The following is a 20228-nucleotide window of genomic DNA, read 5'->3' on the forward strand; positions in this document are numbered from 1 at the left end:
ACCTGTTACCGGGTAATGCCGGCGTAGGGAGTAGGTCTCATGACCATCGAGGACACACGCACGCCTGCCTCCAGCCAGACAGACGGGGCTTCCACCGCGTCCGAGGGCGAGAACAACGAGGGTGAACAGCCCTTGGAGGCCGGGAAGTCCATCGGCTGGCACAAGGCGTACATCGAGGGCTCGCGCCCCGATCTGCGGGTGCCGGTCCGCCAGGTGCACCTCACCAACGGACAGTCCGTCACCCTGTACGACACCTCCGGCCCATACACCGATCCGACCGCGGAGACCGACGTCAGGCGGGGGCTGCTCCCCCTGCGCGAGAACTGGATCATCGCCAGGGGAGACACCGAGGAGTACGCGGGCCGTCCTGTACGGCCCGAGGACGACGGGATCAAGCACACCTCGCCGCGTGGCGGGCTGCGCAACCTGGACGCGGTGTTCCCCGGGCGGCCGCGCCAGCCGCGTCGGAGCCGCGACGGCCGGGCCGTGACACAACTCGCGTACGCCCGGCGCGGGGAGATCACGCCCGAGATGGAGTACGTGGCCGTTCGGGAGAACGTCTCGCCGGAGGTCGTCCGCGAGGAGATCGCCGCCGGCCGGGCCGTACTGCCCGCGAACGTCAATCACCCCGAGATCGAGCCGATGATCATCGGTAAGCGGTTCTTGGTGAAGGTCAACGCGAACATCGGGAACTCCGCGGTCACCTCCTCCATCGAGGAGGAGGTCGAGAAGATGACCTGGGCGACCCGCTGGGGCGCCGACACGGTCATGGACCTGTCCACCGGCCGAAACATCCACACCACCCGCGAGTGGGTGTTGCGCAACTCCCCCGTCCCGATCGGCACGGTGCCGCTGTACCAGGCGCTCGAGAAGGTCGACGGCAAGGCCGAGGAGCTCACCTGGGAGATCTACAAGGACACCGTCGTCGAGCAGGCCGAACAAGGTGTGGACTACATGACGGTCCACGCGGGGGTACGCCTCGCATACGTGCCGCTCACCGCGAACCGCAAGACCGGCATCGTCTCGCGCGGTGGCTCGATCATGGCGGCCTGGTGTCTTGCCCACCACAAGGAGTCGTTCCTCTACGAGAACTTCGAGGAACTGTGCGAGATCCTCGCCGCCTATGACGTCACCTACTCCCTCGGCGACGGCCTTCGGCCCGGCTCCATCGCGGACGCCAACGACGAGGCGCAGTTCGCGGAGCTGCGCACTCTCGGAGAACTGAACCGGATCGCGAAGCGTTTCCACGTACAGACCATGATCGAGGGCCCGGGACATGTCCCGATGCACAAGATCAAGGAGAACATCGATCTGCAGCAGGAAATCTGCGACGAGGCTCCGTTCTACACGCTCGGCCCGCTGACGACGGACGTCGCTCCGGCGTACGACCACATCACCTCAGGCATAGGTGCCGCCATGATCGCCTGGTGGGGCACGGCGATGCTCTGCTACGTCACGCCCAAGGAGCACTTGGGGCTGCCCAATCGTGACGACGTGAAGACCGGCGTCATCACCTACAAGATCGCGGCCCATGCGGCGGACATCGCCAAGGGACACCCAGGCGCACAGGAGTGGGACGACGCGTTGTCGGACGCCCGCTTCGAGTTCCGCTGGGAGGATCAGTTCAACCTGGCCCTCGACCCTGACACGGCCCGCGAATTCCACGACGAGACGCTCCCGGCGGAGCCGGCCAAGACGGCTCACTTCTGCTCCATGTGCGGACCGAAGTTCTGCTCGATGAAGATCTCCCAGGACATCCGTCGTGAACACGGCGGTTCCCGGGCCGAGATCGAGGCGGGCATGGCCCAGAAGTCCAAGGAGTTCGCCGAGGCGGGGAACCGGGTCTATCTGCCGATGGCCGACTGAGGCACGTAGGCGGGAGCAACCACGTACGGCTGAGGGAGGGGCTCGTTGGCGGCTCCCGCTGCCTGGGCGCGGGTCCTCCTGCCGCCCGCGCGGGCCGCGCTCCCCGTGCGACGAGCGGTGCTCTTCCGGCCGGTTGCCGGGAGAGCCCGCCGCCGCGGGTGGGCGGTGGCCGCAGGCCGGTTGTCAGTCCGGCTGGTGCTCCGGGCCGCCGAAGTCCGGGCTGGAGAAGTCCGGGCTGCTGTAGCTGGGCCGCGAGCCGGCGCTGCCACTCTCGGGGCTGCTGCTGAAGCTCGGGCGGTTGTAGCCGAGGTGCGGCATACGGCTGGGCGGGGCCGGACGGTCCGGCTCGAGCAGCAGCGCCGGACCCGGGTTCGCGAGGGCATCGCGGAGGAACGGCAGGATGCCGCGCTCCAGGAGAGCCTCGCGCCAGGCTTCCCTGGCCCGGGTCAACTCCTCGTTCAGCTCGCTGCGCGTTCCTTCGTCCAGGAGCGCGGTGGCGTTGTTGCGCAGGGCGGTGAGCAGAAGCCCGACGGCGGCCACCAGGATCGCCGCCGCGGTGACCGCACCGAAGACCCACCCCGTGGTGAGGAGGGTCTCGGCGATCGCCCGCTCCGGGTCGAGCACTTTCATGACGTAACCCACGAGCAGGAAGAGCACCGCCGCGGTTCCGGCGAGGACCGGAGCGAGTACCGCGGCGATGGCACCGACGCCCGCCCCGGCCGCTTCTGTGACCTCGCCCACGGTGGCGGCGAGTCCCGCTGTGGAGCCGTCCGGCTCGCTGGAGCCGGACGCCGTCCCCTCGGCGGCAGGCGTGGTGGCCGACGACGGGCTGCGGAATTCGTCGCGGACCTTGACGTAGTACTGGTATTCGGTCGCCGCGGCGGCGGTGATGATCGCCGAGGCGTTGAGGGCCATGGTGCGCAGCTGTTCGGGGTTGAGCCGCTGGAGACCGGCGGCGAATTCCGGGCGGTGTGGTGCGGAGCGCAGCGCCTCGCCGAGGATCCGCTCGTACTCCTGGCGGTCCTCACTGAGCAGGTGCTGCGGAACGCTGTTCATGTGCATCCCCCGATGCTCCGTAGGGCTTGTGGCTCGGCATGCTGACGAGCCGTCGGGCAGAAACGGAGGGGAGCCTGCTACGGATAAGCCGATGGTAGAGCGGTGACGGCAGGCGGTGACAGGGGGTTTGAAGAAATTGGCCCCTGGCCAGCGAAGTCTTCCGACGGGGGACGCCTGCCCGTTGACGGCTCAGGTAGGCAGTGGAAGTTCCTGGACCAGCAGCTTTCCGGCCATGGTCACACCGCCGTCCATGGCGACGGCCAGACCGTCCGCATAGGTGTACGGTCCGTCGACCGAGGGGCCCGTGCCGTCCTCGCCGTCCTCCGAGCCGACCTCTCCCAGGAGGTACGGAATGGGGCTGTGACCATGGACGATGCGGGTGCCGCCATAGGTCTCGAGCAGCGAGCGCACGGCATCGGCGCCGCCCTCGTCGCGGAAGGAGAAGCGACGGGTGAACTTGCGGAAGAGGTCCCAGACCTCGTCCGGGTCGTTGCGCGTGATGGTCTCGCGAACTGTGTCGTTGACCGCCTCGATGGAGTCGCCGTAGTCGCGGTAGGCGGTGGTGTCGGAGTGCACCAGGAGGTGGCCGTCGACCTCCTCCATGGCGTCCAGACGGGCCATCCACTGGAGGTGGTGGTCCTGGAGGCGGTCCATGTCGGTCTTCTGGCCGCCGTTGAGCAGCCAGGCGGCCTGGAAGGTGGCCGTGCCCGCGCCGGAGTTCACGGGGGTGTCGCCGAAGCGCTTGGCGCCCAGCAGCAGCAGCTCGTGGTTGCCCATGAGGGCCTTGCAGTAGCCGCCGGCCGCTGCGGCCTCGGCGGACAGGCGCATCACGAGGTCGATGACGCCGATGCCGTCCGGGCCCCGATCGGTGAAGTCGCCGAGGAACCAGAGCCGGGCGGTGCCCGCCGACCAGTTGCCCGCGGCGTCGACGAGGCCTTTCTCGTGGAGCGCGGCGAGGAGCTCGTCCAGGTAGCCGTGGACGTCTCCGACGACGAAGAGCGGGCTCGGCCGGGCGGAGGACGGCTCGGCCGCCGTGGTCTCCGGGTCGATCACGACCTGGAGGGTGTCGCCCCGGTTGATCACCGGAAGGTCCCGCTGGGTCGGGGTGTATCCCTCGGGGTAGCCCTCAGGATCCTCGGCGGGCCCGGAGGCTTCACCGGGGTCCGCGGAGTGTCCGTACGGACCGGCCTCGTGGACGTACGCGGGCACGCGGAAATCGCGCACCGTCGGCGTCCGCACCTCGGGTCCCTGACCGGCCCCCTGAGTCATCGACCCCTCCACCACCATCGCCCGCATCTGCACCGCATCGGACTGCCTGGTCGCAGCGGCCCGCGGTGTGTGCGCCCATCATAGGAATGCGGATCGCGCCGTGTGATGACCCAGGGGTGGTGAAATGGCGCAGGGCCCCAGTTCACCGCGGTTTTCTCCCGAATTGGGCGGGGCTCTCCCCGCCCAATCCCCGTTCGGATCCTCAAGTGGGGCGTCAACCCGCTTCAGGTGATCGTGGCGGGCTGACCGTCGTGCGCGGTGGACGCCGCTCGGACGAGGTCCGCACGATCAACTCCGTCGGTATCACCTGCTCGACCGGCTGGTCCGACTCGACCCCCTCGATCGCGTCGATGAGGAGCTGGACCACCGCCGTGCCGATCCGGCGCGGCTTCAGCGAGAGCGTGGTGATCGGCGGCTCTGTGGTCGCGTACACGGCGGACTCGCTGCAGCAGACGAGCAGCAGGTCGTCGGGGACGCGCAGACCGTAACGCCGGGCCGCGGCGAGCAGATCGGTGCCGTTCGGGTCGAAGAGGCCGTAGACCGCGTCCGGGCGGTCCGGCCGGGCCAGCAGCCGGTCGGCCGCGACGGCTCCGGCGCACGGATCGTGCGCCGGATAGGACTCGTAGACGGGATCCTGGCCCACGCGCTCGCACCAGCGCAGGTATGCGGTGGTGGAGAGATGGGTGTACGTGTCCGTCGACGTGCCGGTGAGGAGTCCGATCCGGCGGGCGCCCGCGTCGGCCAGGTGGTCGAGGATGCCGAGGACGGCGGCCTCGTGGTCGTTGTCGACCCACGCGGTGACCGGCAGCGAGCCGGCCGGCCGGCCGTCGGAGACCACCGGTAATCCCTGGCGGACCAGTTCGCTGACGACCGGGTCATGGTCGGAGGGGTCGATGACGACGGTGCCGTCCAGGGCGACGTTCGACCACACGTCGTGCCGCGAGGTCGCGGGGAGGATGACCAGGGCGTAGCCCCGGGCCAGCGCGGCCGAGGTGGCGGCCCGCGCCATTTCCGCGAAGTACGCGAACTCGGTGAAGGTGAAAGGTTCATCCCCGTATGTGGTCACGGTCAGGCCGATGAGGCCTGATTTGCCGGTTCTGAGAGTTCGGGCGGCCGCCGAGGGGCGGTAGCCAAGTCGGTCGGCGACCTCGCGTACATGGCGTCGGGTGGCGTCCGGGAGCCGGCCCTTGCCGTTGAGGGCGTCGGAAACGGTCGTGATGGAGACTCCGGCGGCGGCGGCCACATCCCGGATGCCCGCCCGCCCTGACCGGCTGCCTCGGCGGGGAGTTTCCGCGCGGCTCACCTGGTGCTTCCCTGCTGCTGTCATGGCGAGCCGATAGTAGGGCTCATGCGGTGGGGTAGTGCGGACGCATATGCACTCGTTGACAGGCACGTTTCTGCAAGGTCGCATAGGGGCAATTTCCTTGCATTGCAAGGGAGTTGGGCGATCTCATGTCAGGACGTGACTTGTCGACGCGCATGGGCCTGCCAAGTAACTGATGTTTCGAAGAGGTCTCAACTCACCTGGACGGGTGATGCGCGCTACGGCGTGAGCCACCGGCGCGTACGTCCATGAGCGATGCGCCCCCTGATTCGTACACCTTCGTGTGCTGATGCCCCTGGGGCGGGTGTGACGACGGAGGCGTGGGCGCGGGACGGACGCGGTTGTCCACAGGCCATTCGCAGGGGAGCCGAATCCTCATAAGGTGAGAAGCATTACGTCGACGAGGAGGACTGCGGTGAGCGAGACGAGCCCCAAGCTGCGAGCCGAGCTGGAGGGGATCCCCACCTACAAGCCCGGCAAGCTGGCCGCGGCGGGCGGCCCGGTGGCGTACAAGCTGTCCTCCAACGAGAACCCCTACCCGCCGCTGCCCGGCGTGCTGGAGAGCGTGATGGGGTCGGCCGCGTCCTTCAACCGGTACCCGGACATGGCGTGCACGGGGCTCATGAGCGAGCTCGCGGACCGTTTCGGGGTGCCGGTCACGGACCTCGCCACGGGCACCGGCTCGGTCGGCGTGGCCCAGCAGCTTCTGCAGGCGACCTCCGGCCCGGGCGACGAGGTGATCTACGCCTGGCGGTCGTTCGAGGCGTATCCGATCATCACGCAGATCAGCGGGGCCACGTCCGTGCAGGTGCCCTTGACGCCGGGCGATGTGCACGACCTGGACGCGATGGCGGACGCGATCACCGATCGGACCCGGCTGATTTTCGTCTGCAACCCGAACAACCCGACGGGTACGGCGGTCCGCCGCGCCGAGCTGGAACGGTTCCTCGACCGGGTACCCGGTGACGTACTGGTGGTGCTGGACGAGGCGTACCGCGAGTTCGTGCGGGATGTCGAGGTGCCGGACGGCGTCCAGTTCTACCGCGAGCGGCCGAACGTCTGTGTGCTGCGCACCTTCTCGAAGGCGTACGGTCTCGCGGGGCTCCGGGTGGGCTTCGCGATCGCTCACGAACCGGTTGCTGCCGCGCTGCGGAAGACGGCCGTGCCGTTCGGTGTGAGCCAACTCGCACAGGACGCCGCCGTCGCCTCGCTGCGCGCCGAGGACGAGCTGCTCGGCCGGGTCGGTTCGCTGGTCTGCGAGCGGAACCGGGTCGTCGAGGCGCTGCGCGGCCAGGGCTGGACGGTGCCGGAGACACAGGCGAACTTCGTCTGGCTGCGGTTGGGGGAGCGCACCGTCGAGTTCGCCGGTGCGTGCGAGCAGGCCGGTGTCGTCGTGCGGCCGTTCCCGGGTGAGGGTGTGCGGGTGACGATCGGCGAGACCGAGGCCAACGACATCTTCCTCAAGGTGACGGAGGCCTTCCGCAAGGAGCTCTAGGGTTCGGCTCGCTCTGTCGCTCTGTCGCTCTCGGCGGTGAGGGGTCCGGGGTCTTCCGGACCCCTTCCGCATGTGCGGTAGCGCTGACGTGCTTGTTTGCGCCATAGGTCCATCGGCACGGACTTAGGGACCCCCCACCTATCGATGCTCGAACGGGCATGCGTCATAATTGCTTGTGAATGTGAACGCGTTCACAAGCGCGTCCCGGTTGTCCAGAGATGTTCGTGACAGGCGGGACAAACTGCCGCAGTGCCACGGCATGTAAGGAGAAGACGTGGACCTCGCTCTGGCGCCGGAGACTCTGGCGCGATGGCAGTTCGGCATCACGACCGTCTACCACTTCCTCTTCGTCCCCCTGACGATCTCGCTCGCCGCGCTCACCGCGGGCCTGCAGACCGCCTGGGTGCGCTCGGGGAAGGAGAAGTACCTCCAGGCGACCAAATTCTGGGGCAAGCTCTTTCTGATCAATATCGCGATGGGTGTCGTCACCGGCATCGTGCAGGAGTTCCAGTTCGGCATGAACTGGTCTGACTACTCCCGCTTCGTCGGTGATGTCTTCGGAGCCCCGCTCGCCTTCGAGGCGCTGATCGCCTTCTTCTTCGAGTCCACCTTCATCGGCCTGTGGATCTTCGGCTGGGACAAGCTCCCGCAGAAGATCCATCTCGCCTGCATCTGGATGGTCTCCATAGGCACGATCCTGTCGGCGTACTTCATCCTCGCGGCCAACTCCTGGATGCAGCACCCGGTCGGCTATCGGATCAACGAGGCGAAGGGCCGGGCCGAGCTCACCGACTTCTGGCTCGTCCTGACCCAGAACACCGCGTTGACCCAGGTCTTCCACACCCTCGCTGCGGCCTTCCTCGCCGGCGGAGCCTTCATGGTCGGCATCGCCGCCTTCCATCTCGCCCGCAAGAAGCACATCCCGATGATGAAGACCTCGCTGCGCCTCGGCCTGGTCACGGTGGTCATCGCCGGCATGCTCACCGCGATCAGCGGCGACCTGCTCGGCAAGGTCATGTTCAAGCAGCAGCCGATGAAGATGGCCGCTGCCGAGGCGCTGTGGGACGGCGAGGCGCCCGCGCCGTTCTCCGTCTTTGCCTACGGCGATGTCGACGAGGGCCACAACAAGGTCGCCATCGAGATCCCCGGTCTGCTGTCCTTCCTCGCCAACGACGACTTCGACTCCTACGTCCCCGGCATCAATGACGTGAACAAGTCCGAGCAGGAGAAGTTCGGGCCCGGCGACTACCGGCCCAACATTCCCGTCGCCTACTGGGGCTTCCGCTGGATGATCGGGTTCGGCATGGCATCCGTCGCGATCGGCGCGGTCGGTCTCTGGCTCACCCGTCGGAAGTTCCTGTTGCCGCAGCACCTGCGGGTCGGCGACGACGAGGTTCCGCATCTCGTACTGCTGCCGAAGAAGGCCCTCGGTCCGACGCTCACCAAGTGGTACTGGCGCATCGCGGTTCTGACCCTGGGCTTCCCGCTGATCGCCAGCTCCTGGGGCTGGATCTTCACCGAGATGGGCCGCCAGCCTTGGGTCGTCTACGGCGTGCTGCGCACCGAGGACGCGGTCTCCCCCGGTGTCTCCCAGGGCGAGGTCATCACCTCGATGATCGTCTTCACCACGCTGTACGCCATCCTCGCCGTCGTCGAGGTCAAGCTGCTCGTGAAGTACGTCAAGGCGGGGCCGCCCGAACTGACGGAGGCCGACCTCAACCCGCCCACGAAGATCGGCGGCGACTCCCGTGACGCCGACAAGCCGATGGCCTTCTCGTACTAGGCCGCACCGGGCCAAGGGAGCACAGTCATGGAACTTCACGACGTCTGGTTCGTCCTCATCGCCGTCCTGTGGATCGGCTACTTCTTCCTGGAGGGCTTCGACTTCGGGGTCGGTGTCCTCACCAAACTGCTGGCCCGGAACCGTCCGGAGAAGCGGGTCCTCATCAACACCATCGGGCCAGTCTGGGACGGCAACGAGGTCTGGCTGCTCTCGGCGGGCGGCGCGACCTTCGCAGCCTTCCCCGAGTGGTACGCCACCCTCTTCTCCGGCTTCTATCTGCCGCTGCTGCTCATCCTGGTCTGCCTGATCGTCCGCGGTGTGGCCTTCGAGTACCGCGTGAAGCGGCCTGAGGAGAAATGGCAGCGCAACTGGGAGACGGCGATCTTCTGGACCTCGCTGCTCCCCGCCTTCCTGTGGGGTGTGGCCTTCGCCAACATCGTGCGCGGGGTGAAGATCGACCGGGACTTCGAATATGTCGGCAGCTTCGCCGACCTGCTCAACCCGTACGCCCTGCTGGGTGGTCTGGTCACGCTGGCGCTGTTCACCTTCCACGGCACGGTGTTCGTCGGCCTCAAGACCGTCGGGGACATTCGTGAGCGGGCGCGCAAGCTGGCACTGCGCGTAGGTGTCGTGACGGCCGGACTGGCGCTTCTCTTCCTGTTCTGGACGCAGATCGAGAAGGGTGACGGTGCTTCCCTGGTCGCTGCCGTCGTGGCGGTCGTCGCGCTGGTCGTGGCGCTGGCGGCAGTTCGCGCAGGGCGGGAGGGCTGGGCGTTCGCCCTGTCGGGGGTCACCATCGTGGCCGCCGTCGCGATGCTCTTCCTGACGCTCTTCCCGAACGTCATGCCGTCCTCGCTGAACGAGGACTGGAGCCTCACGGTCACCAATGCGTCGTCCAGCCCGTACACCCTGAAGATCATGACGTGGTGCGCGGCCATCGCCACACCGGTGGTCATGCTCTACCAGGGGTGGACCTACTGGGTGTTCCGCAAGCGGATCGGTACACAGCACATCGCCGAGTCGGTGCACTGAGTCCCGACGACGAGGTGCGTTTGACGATGTTTCACGTGAAACGCACCTACCCAGGCGGAAGAGGCATGTTTCACGTGAAACATGCCTGCTGAGAAAAGGGTGTTTCACGTGAAACCGATCGACCCACGACTGCTGCGGTACGCGCGCGCCACCCGCTTCTTCCTGGTGGTCGTCGTCGGACTGGGTGTTGCGGGAGCCGCGCTCGTCATCGCGCAGGCCATGCTCATCGCCGAGGTGGTGGTCGGCGCCTTCCAGCACGGAATGTCGGTTCCCGAACTCCGCACTCCCCTACTTCTCTTGGCCGCGGTCGCGCTCGGCCGGGCCCTGGTCTCCTGGCTCACCGAACTGGCCGCTCACCGCGCGAGTGCGGCGGTGAAGTCGGAGCTGCGGGGGCGGCTACTGGAACGGGCCACCGCACTGGGGCCCGGCTGGCTGAGCGGACAGCGCACCGGCTCGCTGGTCGCCCTCGCCACCCGTGGGGTCGATGCGCTCGACGACTACTTCTCGCGCTATCTGCCGCAGTTGGGTCTCGCCGTCGTCGTGCCCGTCGCGGTCCTCGCGCGAATCGTCACCGAAGACTGGGTGTCGGCGGCGATCATCGTCGGAACGTTGCCGCTCATCCCGGTCTTCATGGTGCTGATCGGCTGGGCCACCCGCTCGCAGATGGATCGTCAGTGGCGGCTGCTGTCACAGCTGTCGGGGCACTTCCTGGACGTCGTCGCCGGGCTGCCGACGCTGAAGGTGTTCGGCCGGGCCAAGGCCCAGGCCGAGTCGATCAAGCGGATCACCGGCGAGTACCGCCAGGCGACCATGCGGACACTGCGGATCGCCTTCCTGTCGTCCTTCGCGCTGGAACTGCTCGCGACGATCTCGGTCGCGCTGGTCGCGGTCACCATCGGTATGCGGCTCGTGCACGGCGAGATGGACCTGTACATCGGTCTGGTCATCCTCGTCCTGGCTCCCGAGGCGTATCTGCCGGTCCGGCAGGTGGGAGCCCAGTTCCATGCGGCCGCCGAGGGACTCGCGGCGGCCGAGGAGATCTTCGAGGTCCTGGAGACGCCGCCGCCGGCGTCCGGGACCGGGGCGGTGCCGGATGCGGGTGACCTCCGCTTCGATGGGGTGACCGTCCGCTACCCCGGTCGGTCGTACGACGCCGTCTCCGACGTCTCCTTCACCGTGGACCCCGGTGAGACGGTGGCCCTCGTCGGGCCGAGCGGCGCGGGCAAGTCGACGCTGCTGAACGTCCTGTTGGGGTTCACGGAGGTCACGGCGGGTGGTGTACGCGTCGGGGGAGCCGATCTCGCCTCGCTCGACCTGGACGAGTGGCGATCGCGCGTGGCCTGGGTGCCGCAGCGACCCCACCTCTACGCCGGGTCGATCGCGGAGAACATACGCCTGGCCCGACCGGACGCGGGCGACAGGGCGGTGCGGCGGGCGCTCGCCGACGCGGGAGCGCTCGATTTCGTGGACGCCCTGCCCGCGGGGGTCGACACGGTCCTCGGTGAGGACGGCGTCGGACTCTCCGCCGGGCAGCGACAACGCCTCGCCCTCGCCCGGGCGTTCCTCGCCGACAGGCCCGTGCTGCTCCTCGACGAGCCGACGGCCTCGCTGGACGGCGAGACCGAGGCGGAGGTCGTTCAGGCGGTACGGCGGCTGGCGGTGGGCCGGACCGTGCTGCTGGTGGTCCACCGTCCGGCACTGCTGGGGGTGGCGGACCGGGTGGTGCGGCTGGAGGAGGACACGGGGCGCGGGGCGGCACCGTCCGCCGAGCGTGACCGAGCGGTCGCCGTGTCCGCTCGGTCGGAACGACAGGAAGCTCCGGAGCCGACACCCGGGGAAGACCTGCCGCTGGAGCAGAGCGGAGGCGTTCCGGCCCGGGTCCGTCGGATGGCCGGGCCGCGACGGGGCCGACTCGCCCTCGCGTTGCTGCTCGGCAGCCTCGCGCTGGGCAGTGCGGTCGGGCTGATGGCGACCTCCGGATGGCTGATCTCGCGGGCCTCGCAGCAGCCTCCGGTGCTGTATCTGATGGTCGCGGTGACGGCGACGAGGGCGTTCGGGATCGGACGGGCGGTGTTCCGGTACACCGAGCGGCTGGTGTCGCACGACGCCGTGCTGCGGATGCTGGCCGACACGAGGGTGGCCGTCTACCGGCGGCTGGAGCGGCTGGCACCCGCCGGACTGCGGACGATCCGGCGGGGAGACCTGCTCTCACGACTGGTCGCCGACGTGGACGCGCTGCAGGACTACTGGGTGCGCTGGCTGCTGCCCGCCGGGGCCGCGGTGACCGTCTCCGCCGCCTCCGTCGGGTTCACCGCATGGCTGCTGCCCGAAGCGGGAGCAGTTCTGGCCGTCGGCCTGCTCGCCGCCGGGGCCGGAGTTCCTCTCCTGACCGGGGCCGTGGCCCGGCGGGCGGAGTACCGGCTGGCGCCGGCCCGTGGGGTGCTGGCCACTCACGTGGCCGATCTGCTCACCGGCACCGCCGAGTTGGCCGTCGCGGGCGCTCTGCCCGCGCGCAAGGCGGAGGCGCGCCGGGCCGACCAGGTGCTCACCCGGATCGCTTCCCGAGCCGCCACGGCGACCGCGCTCGGGGACGGTCTCACCGCGCTCGTCTCCGGGCTCACCGTCGCCACCACAGCGCTCTTCGGCGCACAGGCGGTCGTCGACGGGCGGCTGAGCGGCGTGGCCATGGCCGTCGTCGTGCTCACCCCGCTGGCCGCGTTCGAGGCGGTCCTGGGGATGCCGCTCGCCGTCCAGTTCCGCCAGCGGGTGCGCAGGAGCGCGGAGCGCGTCTACGAGGTACTGGACACACCCGACCCCGTCCGCGAACCGGCGGAGCCGGCCGAGGCGCCGGTGTCGCCGTTCCCGCTACGGCTCGAAGGGCTCGGCGCACGGTACGCCGGGCAGAACCGGAACGCGCTCACCGCGCTGGACCTCACCCTCGACGAGGGCCGCAGGATCGCCGTGGTCGGCGTCTCGGGGGCCGGCAAGACGACGCTCGCGCAGGTGCTGCTGCGCTTCCTGGACGCGCGCGAGGGAACCTACGCGCTGGGCGGCGTGGACGCGTACACGCTCGACGGGGACGCCGTACGGCGGCTCGTGGGGCTGTGCGCCCAGGACGCGCACCTCTTCGACAGTTCGGTGCGGGAGAATCTGCTGCTCGCGCGGAAGGACGCCGATGAGGGGGAGTTGCGGGACGCGCTCGCGCGGGCACGGCTGCTCGACTGGGCCGACGAACTGCCCGACGGGCTCGACACCTTGATCGGCGAACACGGCGCGCGGCTGTCCGGCGGTCAGCGTCAGCGGCTCGCTCTCGCACGCGCGCTGCTGGCCGATTTCCCGGTTCTCGTGCTCGACGAGCCCGCCGAGCACCTGGACCTGCCGACAGCCGACGCGCTCACGGCGGACCTGCTGGCCGCCACCGAGGGCCGTACGACCCTGCTGATCACCCATCGGCTGGCCGGCCTCGATGCGGTGGACGAAGTCGTCGTCCTCGCGGAGGGCCGCGTCGCGCAGCGCGGGACCTACGCGGAACTGGCCCTGGTCGACGGCCCCTTGCGGGAGATGGTGGAACGGGAGGCAGCGGGGGAGCAGCTGGCCGGCGTCTGAACGCCCAGCGGCTTCGCCGCAGCTGCTGCGGCGGTGCCCGACGGTCGGCCCGGCGTACGGTCGGCCGTTGAGCCCCGTTGAGTTCCGTTGATCAGGCCCGGGCGGTACGGGTCTTCCGCGGCTGCAAGGGTCCGCGCCGAACGCCCCGCGGTCCGGACCCTGTTCGGCTCCATTCCTTGAGCCGTCCGGGGCAGAGTGTCCCCCGGCCGTACGACTCGAACAGGACTACGGCGCGGGTCAGGTCCACGATCGCTGATATGCGCTTCTCTCGCCGACACTCGCTGCTCGTCGCCCTGGTGCTGTGTGCCTCGGCCACTGTCGCGGCCCGGCCGACAGCGGCCGCCAGTGATCGCGGCGGGGCTCCGGGCCCGTCCGCCGAGGAAGGCATCAGCGCCCGGGTGGCGCGGCTGTTCGAGGAGGCCGCGGTGGCCACACAACGGTACGAGGCGGGGCGGCAGGCGGCGGAGGCGCAGAGGGCGAAGACGGTGCGGCTGGAGAAGCTGCTCACGAAGGAGCGGAAGCAGATCGCCGTGCTCAACGCCGACCTCGGCCGGATCGCCCGTGCCCAGTACCGCGAGGGCGGCGGGGTGCCGTACACCGCGCAGATGCTGTTCGCGGAGGACCCCGAGGAGCTGATGCGAGGTCAGCGGGCGGCCTGGCAGGCCGATCTGGCCGTCAACAACGCCGTGACCAAGAGTCGTCGCGCGGAAACGAGGCTCGCCGCGGACGAGGCGAGGGCGGCTACGGCGTGGCGAGCGCTGGAGGAGTGGAAGGCCGGGCTCTCCGGGATCAAGAAGGCGATCGAGCAGAAGCTCGAAGTGGCGCAGTGGACGCTCCAGGGCCAGGCCGACGAAGCGGTCGCGGCCGGCGCCTGCCGGGGAGCGGTCCGTATGGACCAGCCGGACGGCGAGCCGTCGAGCGCGTGGGTCGCCCCGGTGGCCACCTACGAACTCTCCGCGGGTTACGGCAGCGGCGGTGAGCGCTGGGCCAGTCGGCACACGGGGCAGGATTTCGCGGTACCGATCGGCACGCCGGTGCGGGCGGTCGGTGCGGGGCGCGTGGTGAAGGTGTCGTGCGGTGGCGCCTTCGGCATCGAGATCGTCGTCAAGCACGCGGACGGGTACTTCTCGCAGTACGCGCACCTCGCCGCCGTCACCGTCGACCAAGGGGACCGGGTGGGCCCGGGCCAGTGGATCGGCCAGTCGGGCACCACCGGAAACTCCACCGGACCACACCTGCACTTCGAGGTGCGGGTCACTCCGGAGCTGGGCTCGGGTGTGGACCCCGTCCCGTGGCTGCGGAAGCACGGGGTGACGTTGTAGGCGGGTGACGGGTCTCTACAGCCGCTCCGCCAGCAGCCGTTCGATCACGACCGCCACGCCGTCGTCGTTGTTGGCCACGGTCCGGCCGGAGGCCGCCGCGAGGACGTCCGGGTGCGCGTTGCCCATGGCGTACGACTGGCCCGCCCAGGTGAGCATCTCGACGTCGTTCGGCATGTCCCCGAAGGCGACGACCTCCTCGTGGGAGATACCGCGCTCGGCGCAGCACAGGGCGAGGGTGCTGGCTTTGGAGACGCCCGGCCCGCTGATCTCCAGCAGGGCACTGGGGCTGGAGCGGGTGATGGTGGCACGGTCGCCGACGGCGATGCGGGCGGTGGCGAGGAAGTCGTCGGGGTCGATCTCCGGGTGGTACGCGAGGATCTTCAGCACCGGCTCGTGATCGGCCACACCGCCCGGGGCCAGCAGCTTCTCGGCGGGCGCCAGGATGTCGGGGATCTCCATGTGGAGCTTCGGGTACTCGGGCTCCTGGTTGAAGCCGTACGTCTGCTCGACCGCGTACACCGTGCCCGGCGCGGCCTCACGCAGCAGCCGTACCGCGTCGAGCGCGTTCTCGCGCGCCAGCTCGCGGACCTTGACGAAGCGGTGGGCGCCGGGGCCACCGTGCAGGTCGACCACGGCGGCGCCGTTTCCGCAGATCGCCAGGCCGTGACCGTGGACGTGCTCGCTGACGACGTCCATCCAGCGGGCCGGGCGGCCGGTGACGAAGAAGACCTCGACGCCCGCCTCCTCCGCGGCCGCGAGGGCGGCGACGGTGCGGGGGGAGACCGACTTGTCATCGCGGAGCAGGGTGCCGTCGAGGTCCGTGGCTATGAGCCGGAGAGGGACGGTCGGGGCCGGGGTCTCGGGCTGTCGCGTCGCTGAGGTCACGGACCCCATTGTCGCGCATATGCGCGCACGGTCGTGCGGGCGCCCGCACAAGTGAGTGATCAGAGACCCGGCTGACCCACTGTCTGGCCTGTTGCCGACGGCTGTTCACGCCGTCGGCACCTCTTCGAGTCGTGGTGTCCCCGGGGAGCGCCGGCTTCGGGAGCGCCGGCTCCGGGCGGGCGCTCACGCCAACTGCGCCGGGGCCTCCATGGCGATCCGCTCGAAGACCTTCTCGTCCGCGGCGAAGTCCGAGTCCGGGATCGGCCAGTGGATCACGAGGTCGGTGATGCCCAGTTCGGCGTGGCGGCCCGCGAAGTCCACGAAGGCGTCGAGCGACTCCAGGGGACGGCCGCGGTCCGGGGTGAAACCGGTGAGGAGGATCTTGTCGAGCCTGGCCGCGTCGCGGCCGACCGCCGCGGCCGTGTCGGCCAGCTTCTCCACCTGTCCGCGAATGGCTCGAACCGATTGCTCGGGTGTGCCCGTCTCGAACAGTTTGGGGTCCCCGGTGGTCACCCAGGCCTGCCCGTACCGTGCGGCCAGTCGCATCCCGCGCGGTCCGGTGGCGGCCACCGCGAAGGGCAGCCGGGGGCGCTGGACGCAGCCGGGGATGTTGCGTGCCTCATGGGCGGAGTAGTAGTCGCCCTCGTACGAGACGGAGTCCTCGGTGAGCAGCCGGTCGAGCAGGGGGACGAACTCGGCGAGACGGTCGGCACGCTCACGCGGCGTCCACGGTTCCTGCCCGAGTGCGGTGGCGTCGAAGCCGGTGCCGCCCGCGCCGACGCCCAGGGTGAGCCGGCCGCCGGAGATGTCGTCGAGGGAGATCAGTTCCTTGGCGAGGGTCACCGGGTGCCGGAAGTTCGGCGAGGTCACGAGCGTGCCGAGGCGGATGCGGTCGGTGACGGCGGCTGCCGCGGTCAGGGTGGGTACGGCGCCGAACCAGGGCCCGTCCCGGAAGGTTCGCCACGACAGGTGGTCGTAGGTGAACGCGGTGTGGAACCCGAGCTGCTCGGCCCGCTGCCACATGTCACGGCCGCCCTCGTGCCAGCGGAGGTACGGCAGGATCACGGTGCTCAGACGCAGACTCATACCCCGAGCGTAAGGGCAGCCGCCGAGTGGTCCCGCTCAGTGCGACTCCGGAAACCGCAGGTACCGGGGCGGAACCGTCTCGGTCAGCCACACCCCGTTGTCGCTGACACGGAAGACGTGACCGTCGCGGTGCATGGCGCCCGCGTCCACGGACAGCACGACGGGGCGGCCGCGGCGGGCGCCGACGCGGGTGGCGGTCTCGCGGTCGGGCGAGAGGTGCACGTCGTGCCGGTTCATGGCGCGCAGCCCCTCGGCGCGGATCGCGCCCAGATAGGCCGCCACGGTGCCGTGGTAGAGGTACGGGGGCGGGGTCGCCGGGGGCAGTCCCAGGTCGACCTCGACGGTGTGCCCCTGGTTGGCGCGGATCCGGTCGCCCTCGACCGCGAAGCGTCGCTTGTCGTTGGCCTCGACCACATGGTCGAGCTCGGCCCTGGTGAAGGGGAAACCGTGGGCGGCGGCCGCCTCCATGAGGGTGTCGATCCGGACCCAGCCCCCCTCGTCGAGCGTGAGCCCGATCCGCTCCGGCTGGTGTCGCAGGTGCTTCGAGAGGTATTTCGACACTCTCACGGTACGTCGTTCGTTCATCTCGCCAGCGTGCCTGGCGAGACCCGCGTCACGCACTTGATTTTGACGCGGATGTTTGATCCACAGCCAAGTGTAGTTATCCACAGGGGAATTGAAGATTCTGTGGACAACAGCCCGCCGGATTCAGGTCGATTGATCAATTTATCCGTTTTCGCGCATATTTGCTGTCAGTGTGTCCAAAGTGCGTGACTGCACCTCGCGTTCGGCGGCCGCCGTGACGAAGGCCGAGACCTGCTCCGGACCAACCAGTCTCTCCACGGCTCGTATCGTGGACGCCTGTATCAGCACGGAACGCGGCTCCTCCTCGCGTTCGGCCGGGGCGTCGAAGTCGAGGTGCCTGCGCAGCTGTCGGGTGGCGAACAGCCGCATCGCACGAGCGAGTTCGGCGTCCACCGTCTGCTGGGCGAGCGGCTTCAACCGTCGCACGAGTGCCGCCGTCTCGACCGCGTCGGCCTCGGTCGGCGGCTGGTGCTTCCCGATGGCGTGGGCGAACACGTGCTCGGTGGTGAACTCCAGGAAGCGGGTGGCGATGTGCTCGACCTGCCCCCTCAACTCCCTGAGATGATCCCCGATCGCGGACAGGGGGACGCCCGCGGCGTGCAACTCGGCTGCCACGGCGAGCTCTTGGGGGCTCGGAACGAGGAACAGGTTCTCCTCGTCCGGGACCGGCACCAGCACGCCCAGGTCGACCGCGTCCGCCACCGCCGTCTCGTCGGGGGCGCCACCGAACCGCTCGGCCAACTCGGCCCGCGAGATCCGTACGGCCTTCTCGTCGGTCCACGGCCCCTCGACCTCCGCGGCCAGGCCGAGGATCCCGCCGAGACCACGGCCCGTGTCCCAGGCATCCAGAAGCTCCTTGATGGAGGCGAGGGTGTAGCCGCGGTCGAGGAGGTCGGCGATCTGGCGCAGTCTGGTCAGATGCGCGTCGGAGTACACGTTCGCGCGTCCGCGCCGGTCGGGGCTGGGCAGCAGTCCGCGGTCCTGGTAGGCGCGGATCGTCCGGACCGTGGTGCCGCTGCGGTGCGCCAGGTCGTCGATGCGATACACGGCCCCCGCCGCCACGTCGTCCTGCTCGCTCCGCTCGTCCCGACGGCTCACAGCGGCGGCTCCAGGCGGGCGAGCGCGCGCAGAGCGCGGGGGGCGAACCGGGACATGAGGCGTCCGCCGCGGGCTTCCGGGGTGACGGGGACGACCGCCTGGTCACGGACGACCGCGCGCAGAACGGCTTCCGCGACCTTCTCCGGCGGGTAGTTCCGCAGTCCGTAGAGCTTCGCGGTCCTCCGCTGTCGGCGCTTCTCCTCTTCGGCGTCGACCCCCGCGAAGCGTGCGGTCGAGGTGATGCCGGTGTTGACGATGCCGGGACAGATCGCCGACACCCCGATCTTCCGCCCGGCCAGCTCCGCGCGCAGGCACTCGCTCAGCATCAGGACCGCCGCCTTGGAGGTGCTGTACGCGGGCAGCGACCTGGAGGGCAGATAGGCCGCGGCCGAGGCGATGTTGACGATGTGGCCGCCCTGGCCTCGCTCGGCCATCTGTCTGCCGAAGAGCCGACAGCCGTGGATCACGCCCCACAGGTTGACGTCGAGGACCTTGCGCCAGTCCTCGAAGGTGGTGTCCAGGAAGGCCCCGGACAGTCCGATCCCCGCGTTGTTCACCAGCACGTCGATCACGCCGTACTCGGTGGCGACCCTCTCGGCGAGCTTCTCCATGGCCTGCTCGTCCGAGACGTCGACCGTCTCCGCCCAGGCTTCGGGCGCGCCCGCCCGCCGGGACGACTCCGCGGTGCGGGCCGCTCCTTCGGCGTCCACGTCGACGGCGACGACGCGTGCTCCCGCCTCGGCGAACGCGAGGGCCGTGGCCCGGCCGATACCGCCGGCCGCTCCGGTGACCAGCACCAACTGCCCGCCGAATCGGTCCGTGTGCTTCCCGGCGGCCATCGGCGCCCGGTGCCCTTGCTCGGTCGCCGTGACGAACTCGGTGATCCACGCGGCCAGCTGATCCGGCCGCGTGCGCGGGATCCAGTGCTTGTCGGGCAGAGTGCGGCGGGTGAGTTGCGGCGCCCACGATTCCAGGTCGTCGTAGAGCCGCTCGGAGAGGAACTGGTCACCCAGGGGGGTGATGAGCTGGACGGGCGCATGGGCGTACGCGTCGTCCCGGGGGTCGGTCAGACGAGTTCGCAGGTTGTCCCGGTACAGCCATGCCCCGTGCGCGGCGTCGGTGGGCAACGACGCGCCGGGGTAGTCGCCCCGGGGCAGCCTCTCGGCCCTTCTGACCAGGCCGGGCCACCACTTGCCGAGGGGGCCGCGCCAGGCGATCTCGGGCAGCACAGGGGTGTGCAGCACGTAGACGTACCAGGATCTGGCGCCCTGGCCCAGCAGTTGGCCGATCCGGCGCGGGGTCGGGCGCCTCACCCGCCGCTTGATCCAGTGCCCCAGGTGGTCGAGGGAGGGGCCGGACATCGAGGTGAAGGACGCGATGCGCCCCTCGGTGCGCTCGACCGTCGCGAACTCCCAGCCCTGGACCGACCCCCAGTCGTGTCCCACCAGGTGCACGGGGCGGTTCGGGCTGACGGCGTCCACGACCGCCAGGAAGTCGTCCGTCAGCTTCTCCAGCGTGAATCCGCCGCGCAGCGGCTCGGGCGCCGTGGAACCGCCGTGGCCGCGCACGTCGTACAGCACCACGTGGAAGCGCTCCGCGAGCCGTACGGCGACCTCGGACCAGACCTCCTTGGAGTCGGGATAGCCGTGCACGAGCAGGACGGTCGGACGCTCCGTGTCGCCGAGTTCGGCGACGCTCAGCTCGATTCCGTCCGTGCGCACCCTGCGTACCCGCGCACCTTCGAGCGTGCCCGCGTCCGTCATGTCTCCCCCTTCGGCCGTCCATCGGTGGTCACTGCCCCGTCGACGTCGTCGATCACGG

General features: G+C 69.6%; 14 protein-coding genes. 6 read left to right on the plus strand and 8 right to left on the minus strand.

The window, feature by feature from the left end:
* Positions 1-39: 39 nt before the first annotated feature.
* Positions 40-1866, plus strand: a complete 1827-nt coding sequence (gene thiC, locus K1J60_RS22155; RefSeq protein WP_259407858.1) for a phosphomethylpyrimidine synthase ThiC — start codon at positions 40-42, stop codon at positions 1864-1866.
* Positions 1867-2049: 183 nt separating this feature from the next.
* Here the strand turns inward: thiC and K1J60_RS22160 are convergent, their stop codons facing one another.
* The 3 genes from K1J60_RS22160 to K1J60_RS22170 all read right to left on the minus strand — a co-directional run bounded on the left by K1J60_RS22160 (position 2050) and on the right by K1J60_RS22170 (position 5518).
* The gene (locus tag K1J60_RS22160) at positions 2050-2928 is read right to left on the minus strand and encodes a hypothetical protein (protein ID WP_220647716.1); all 879 of its coding nucleotides are present in this window, start codon (positions 2926-2928) and stop codon (positions 2050-2052) included.
* Positions 2929-3111: 183 nt separating this feature from the next.
* Complete coding sequence (locus K1J60_RS22165; protein WP_220647717.1) at positions 3112-4191, minus strand: metallophosphoesterase family protein; 1080 nt, start codon at positions 4189-4191, stop codon at positions 3112-3114.
* A gap of 214 nt (positions 4192-4405) precedes the next feature.
* The gene (locus K1J60_RS22170; RefSeq protein ID WP_220647718.1) at positions 4406-5518 is read right to left on the minus strand and encodes a LacI family DNA-binding transcriptional regulator; all 1113 of its coding nucleotides are present in this window, start codon (positions 5516-5518) and stop codon (positions 4406-4408) included.
* A 412-nt stretch (positions 5519-5930) separates the two neighbouring features.
* On the opposite strand from K1J60_RS22170, the gene hisC reads away from it, so the two are divergent.
* From hisC to K1J60_RS22195, 5 genes are all read left to right on the plus strand, one after another.
* Complete coding sequence (hisC, locus tag K1J60_RS22175) at positions 5931-7010, plus strand: histidinol-phosphate transaminase (RefSeq protein ID WP_220647719.1); 1080 nt, start codon at positions 5931-5933, stop codon at positions 7008-7010.
* A 274-nt stretch (positions 7011-7284) separates the two neighbouring features.
* Positions 7285-8793 carry a cytochrome ubiquinol oxidase subunit I gene (locus K1J60_RS22180; protein WP_033530693.1) on the plus strand — a complete coding sequence of 503 codons (1509 nt, stop codon included), beginning with the start codon at positions 7285-7287 and terminating at the stop codon, positions 8791-8793.
* Positions 8794-8820: 27 nt separating this feature from the next.
* Positions 8821-9825, plus strand: coding sequence for a cytochrome d ubiquinol oxidase subunit II (cydB, locus tag K1J60_RS22185; RefSeq protein ID WP_220647720.1), 1005 nt, complete (start codon positions 8821-8823; stop codon positions 9823-9825).
* A 99-nt stretch (positions 9826-9924) separates the two neighbouring features.
* Positions 9925-13431 (plus strand): thiol reductant ABC exporter subunit CydD, encoded by a 3507-nt coding sequence (gene cydD, locus K1J60_RS22190; RefSeq protein WP_220647721.1) that lies wholly within the window; start codon positions 9925-9927, stop codon positions 13429-13431.
* A 257-nt stretch (positions 13432-13688) separates the two neighbouring features.
* Positions 13689-14753, plus strand: a complete 1065-nt coding sequence (locus K1J60_RS22195; protein WP_220647722.1) for a peptidoglycan DD-metalloendopeptidase family protein — start codon at positions 13689-13691, stop codon at positions 14751-14753.
* 15 nt (positions 14754-14768) lie between these two features.
* Here K1J60_RS22195 and K1J60_RS22200 read toward each other — a convergent pair whose 3' ends face one another.
* From K1J60_RS22200 to K1J60_RS22220, 5 genes are all read right to left on the minus strand, one after another.
* Positions 14769-15638, minus strand: a complete 870-nt coding sequence (locus tag K1J60_RS22200) for a Cof-type HAD-IIB family hydrolase (RefSeq protein ID WP_033530839.1) — start codon at positions 15636-15638, stop codon at positions 14769-14771.
* A 183-nt stretch (positions 15639-15821) separates the two neighbouring features.
* On the minus strand, positions 15822-16724 hold the full coding sequence (locus tag K1J60_RS22205; RefSeq protein WP_220647723.1) for an LLM class flavin-dependent oxidoreductase: 903 nt from the start codon (positions 16722-16724) through the stop codon (positions 15822-15824).
* A gap of 36 nt (positions 16725-16760) precedes the next feature.
* Positions 16761-17309, minus strand: coding sequence for an RNA 2'-phosphotransferase (locus tag K1J60_RS22210; protein ID WP_220647724.1), 549 nt, complete (start codon positions 17307-17309; stop codon positions 16761-16763).
* Between the two features lie 141 nt (positions 17310-17450).
* Positions 17451-18407 (minus strand): MerR family transcriptional regulator, encoded by a 957-nt coding sequence (locus K1J60_RS22215; protein ID WP_220647725.1) that lies wholly within the window; start codon positions 18405-18407, stop codon positions 17451-17453.
* Positions 18404-20170 carry an SDR family oxidoreductase gene (locus K1J60_RS22220; RefSeq protein ID WP_220647726.1) on the minus strand — a complete coding sequence of 589 codons (1767 nt, stop codon included), beginning with the start codon at positions 20168-20170 and terminating at the stop codon, positions 18404-18406. The genes K1J60_RS22215 and K1J60_RS22220 overlap by 4 nt, the downstream gene beginning before the upstream one ends.
* Positions 20171-20228 lie beyond the last annotated feature (58 nt).

This window comes from Streptomyces akebiae (assembly GCF_019599145.1).
Lineage (GTDB): Bacteria > Actinomycetota > Actinomycetes > Streptomycetales > Streptomycetaceae > Streptomyces > Streptomyces akebiae.

Coding starts and splice junctions, on each gene's coding strand:
- K1J60_RS22210 (WP_220647724.1), bottom strand. CDS start 17,309: ATGAACGAACGACGTACCGTGAGAGTGTCGAAATACCTCTCGAAGCAC.
- K1J60_RS22205 (WP_220647723.1), bottom strand. CDS start 16,724: ATGAGTCTGCGTCTGAGCACCGTGATCCTGCCGTACCTCCGCTGGCAC.
- K1J60_RS22165 (WP_220647717.1), bottom strand. CDS start 4,191: ATGACTCAGGGGGCCGGTCAGGGACCCGAGGTGCGGACGCCGACGGTG.
- thiC (WP_259407858.1), top strand. CDS start 40: ATGACCATCGAGGACACACGCACGCCTGCCTCCAGCCAGACAGACGGG.
- K1J60_RS22220 (WP_220647726.1), bottom strand. CDS start 20,170: ATGACGGACGCGGGCACGCTCGAAGGTGCGCGGGTACGCAGGGTGCGC.
- K1J60_RS22195 (WP_220647722.1), top strand. CDS start 13,689: ATGCGCTTCTCTCGCCGACACTCGCTGCTCGTCGCCCTGGTGCTGTGT.
- K1J60_RS22170 (WP_220647718.1), bottom strand. CDS start 5,518: ATGACAGCAGCAGGGAAGCACCAGGTGAGCCGCGCGGAAACTCCCCGC.
- K1J60_RS22160 (WP_220647716.1), bottom strand. CDS start 2,928: ATGCACATGAACAGCGTTCCGCAGCACCTGCTCAGTGAGGACCGCCAG.
- cydB (WP_220647720.1), top strand. CDS start 8,821: ATGGAACTTCACGACGTCTGGTTCGTCCTCATCGCCGTCCTGTGGATC.